Here is a 3366-nt window from a genome sequence, read left to right on the forward strand (position 1 = left end):
ATGGTGGGCACGCTCTTGTGCAACCTGAACACGCACATTGACGACCCGGCGAAACGCCTCGAGGCGATCAACGTGTCGATGTGTGAGAGCAAGGACATCTTCAAGCAACTTCCGCCCGTGCAGCAGTTGGCGCTATCCGCGTTCAATATCGGCGGCCTGTTCTTCGGGCTCATTCCCGGTTTCATCCGCACCGCGCCTCCGCCGTTCAATATCGTGATCTCGAACGTGCCAGGAGCCCAGGAGCCGCTGTATTGGCGCGGCGCGCGCATGGTCGGAAACTATCCGCTGTCAATCCCGCTGGACGGGCAGGCGATGAACATCACCGTGACCACCAACGCCGAGAATCTCGATTTTGGCCTGGTCGCCGCTCGCGGGAGTGTGCCGCACATGCAGCGCATGCTCGGCCATTTGGAGACGTCGCTGAAAGACCTGGAACGCGCCGTCGGGGTCTAGCTCGGCAACCGATGCGAGCCGCGCAGCGGCGCGAGGAGGAGCCGGGCAATTCAGCTTCAGCTCGGCGACCGATGCGGGCCGCGCAGCGGCGCGAGGAGGAGCCGGGCAATCGAGCTCCAGCGTCGCCTTACTCGGGCAGCCGCAGCTCGGGTTTCTCGACTTCTTCGATGTTGACGTCTTTGAAGGTGACGACCCGCACCTGCTTGACGAACCGGGCCGGCCGGTACATGTCCCACACCCAGGCATCGGCGAGTCGCAGCTCGAAGTACACCTCGCCGTCCGCGTTGCGCGGCACCATCTCCACGCTATTTGCCAGGTAGAACCGGCGCTCGGTCTCCACGACGTAGCTGAACTGGCCCACGATGTCCTTGTACTCGCGGTACAGCGAGAGCTCCATCTCGGTTTCGTACTTCTCGAGATCTTCGGCACTCATTTGCCCAGCCGTCCTTCTCCCTCGGCAAGTTCCCCGGGTCCCATCTTCCCCCACCCGTTTCCCCCGAGCCGGTCCGGTGTAGTCGACTTGAATTCCGTGACTACCCGGGTGCCCGACGCCGTCGCCACTCGCCGGACGTTGATGAACGAATGGCGGTGCTCAGAGCAAGGGCCCAACGCCGTCAGCGCCGCGCTGTGCCCGGGCGTGCAGTACCCCTTGTGTTCGGCGAACCCGTACCCGGGATGCTGCGCGTCCAGCCCCACCATCAACCGGTCCCGGCTGACCTTCGCCAGCACACTGGCCGCGGCAATGCAGGCCGCCGTCGCGTCGCCGTCGATCACCGGCAGCGACGGCATCGGCAGCCCCGGCACCCGAAAGCCGTCGCTGAGCACGTACCCAGGCCGCACCGACAGGCCAGCCACCGCTCGCCGCATGCCCTCGATGTTGGCAACGTGCACGCCGCGCCGGTCGACTTCGGCTGGCGGAATGAACACCACGTGGTACGCCAACGCATAGCGGCGAATCACCGGAAACAGCTTTTCGCGGGTCTTCTCGGTGAGTTTTTTCGAATCATCAAGGGCGGCCAGGCTTTCCAACCGTCCCGGCCCGAGCACGCAGGCCGCCACTACCAGCGGTCCCGCGCAGGCGCCGCGGCCGACCTCGTCGACGCCGGCCACCGGTCCCAGACCGCTGCGATACAGAGCGGATTCCAGGGTACGCAACCCGGAAGATTTGCGGATTACCGTCCGCGGCGGCCACGCCGTGGCCACGGCTATTGACCTTGTTGAGGGTTCACCGACTTCACTGTGCCCCAGCGCGACGGCGGCCACACGATGAATCGGGCCTTGCCGATGACGTTGCTCACCGGAACAGTGGCCGACATCGGATCGCCGGTGCAGAGAAGACCTTTCAGCGCGTCCGCCGGCACGCTGGTGCAGTGGGCCCGCGAGTCGGCCGAGTGGGTGCGGTTATCGCCCATCACCCACAGCCGTCCCTGCGGAACGCTGACCGGTCCGAATTCGCCGCCCAGACACGGGTACACCGACGGGTCTGCCATCATCGTCGCGGCATTCAGGTACGGCTCCTTTAATCGGATGCCGTTAACCGTCAGGCCGGTGTTGGCCCGGCACTGCACGGTCTGACCCCCCACTGCGATGACGCGCTTGACCAAGTCGTTCTCGTCGGGCGGAACGAAGCCGACGAACGACAGCCCGTTCTGCACCCAGCGCACCACGGTGTTGTGCGAGCGGATCGACTTGTAGCCGATGTTCCACGACGGCGGTCCCTTGAAGACGATGACGTCGCCGGGTTGCGGTGAGCCGAATCGGTAGCTGATCTTGTCGACCATGATGCGGTCACCCACGCAACCGGAACACCCGTGCAGGGTGGGTTCCATGGACTCCGACGGAATCAGGTAGGGCCGCGCCACGAACGTCAACATGACGTAGTAGAGCACCACCGCGATCGCGGCCAAGATCGCCGCTTCCCGCATCGCCGCCCGCTTATTGCGTTTGGGCTCTTCCGCTTTTGTCTGGGCGGTGGCCGTATTGCCGGCGGCGGGATCGCGGGTAGCGACTTGGGGCTCCGCCGGATCGGAATCGGCTTGGCGCTCAGGCGACGAGTCGGCGGTTTCGGTCACGACATCAGCCTAGAGGCGATCGCAAGCGCGGCGGAGCCGGGCGCAGCGGGTCGCCGACCGACCAGGCTAGAGGCGATCGCAAGCGCGGCGGAGCCGGGCGCAGCGGGTCGCCGACCAATCAGGCCAGAGGCGATCGCAAGCGCGGCGGAGCCGGGCGCAGCGGGTCGCCGACCGACCAGCCGTCAGCGCTTCTCCTTGATCTTCGCCTTCTTGCCACGACGCTCGCGTAGGTAGTACAGCTTGGCGCGTCGAACGTCACCGCGGGTCACTACCTCGATGTGGTCGATGTTGGGCGAATGCACCGGGAAGGTGCGCTCGACGCCGACGCCATAGCTTTCCTTGCGCACGGTGAAGGTCTCACGGATGCCTCCGCCCTGGCGGCGGATCACCACACCCTTGAACACCTGGATGCGCTGCTTGTTGCCCTCGATCACCTTGACGTGCACGTTGATCGTGTCGCCGGGGTTGAAGGCCGGGATGTCGTCGCGCAGCGACGCCTTGTCGACGAAGTCCAGCGTGTTCATTTCGACAGGCACTTCCTTGCAGGTCGCGGCTGCGGGACACTGCCCACGCACACGTGAGGCGATCACCGAGCCGATGAGTTCGGGCATCTGAGCGTATCTCGCAACAGGCGGAGGCAGCCGGCCCACCAACAGCTGCTGGAGACAACTGGTCAATTGTGCCAGATGGGCCTCTCCGCAGCGAAATCACAGGGAATCACCGCCCGTCGCTAAGCTGCAAAGCCGGCCACGGGTGGTAGATATGACGGAGGCCTAACTACATGAACGGGAAAGCCTCGGCTTGTCGCGCCGGGCAGTGCAGTGCGGCACGTTCCAATCCG

At 65.2% G+C, this 3366-nt stretch carries 4 protein-coding genes and 1 pseudogene; 1 reads left to right on the forward strand and 4 read right to left on the reverse strand.

Translation table 11 applies throughout. The features are described 5' to 3' along the window. Positions 1-453 (forward strand): WS/DGAT domain-containing protein (locus VFA16_RS19195; protein ID WP_324969343.1); only part of this gene is annotated, 453 nt, incomplete at its 5' end. A 127-nt stretch (positions 454-580) separates the two neighbouring features. Here the strand turns inward: VFA16_RS19195 and VFA16_RS19200 are convergent. The 4 genes and pseudogenes from VFA16_RS19200 to rplS form a co-directional block, all read right to left on the reverse strand. Next, the gene (locus VFA16_RS19200) at positions 581-886 is read right to left on the reverse strand and encodes a DUF2469 domain-containing protein (RefSeq protein WP_012393608.1); all 306 of its coding nucleotides are present in this window, start codon (positions 884-886) and stop codon (positions 581-583) included. A 22-nt stretch (positions 887-908) separates the two neighbouring features. Further along, positions 909-1656 (reverse strand): annotated as a pseudogene (locus tag VFA16_RS19205) (ribonuclease HII); the annotation flags it as partial. Between the two features lie 2 nt (positions 1657-1658). Beyond that, positions 1659-2525: a signal peptidase I gene (lepB, locus tag VFA16_RS19210; protein WP_324969344.1), complete on the reverse strand. Its 867-nt coding sequence runs from the start codon at positions 2523-2525 to the stop codon at positions 1659-1661. A 182-nt stretch (positions 2526-2707) separates the two neighbouring features. After that, complete coding sequence (rplS, locus tag VFA16_RS19215; protein ID WP_324969345.1) at positions 2708-3049, reverse strand: 50S ribosomal protein L19; 342 nt, start codon at positions 3047-3049, stop codon at positions 2708-2710. Positions 3050-3366: the final 317 nt, after the last annotated feature.

The sequence above is a fragment of the Mycobacterium sp. genome (genome assembly GCF_035653355.1).
Taxonomy (GTDB): Bacteria; Actinomycetota; Actinomycetes; order Mycobacteriales; family Mycobacteriaceae; genus Mycobacterium.

Coding starts and splice junctions, on each gene's coding strand:
- VFA16_RS19200 (WP_012393608.1), bottom strand. CDS start 886: ATGAGTGCCGAAGATCTCGAGAAGTACGAAACCGAGATGGAGCTCTCG.
- rplS (WP_324969345.1), bottom strand. CDS start 3,049: ATGAACACGCTGGACTTCGTCGACAAGGCGTCGCTGCGCGACGACATC.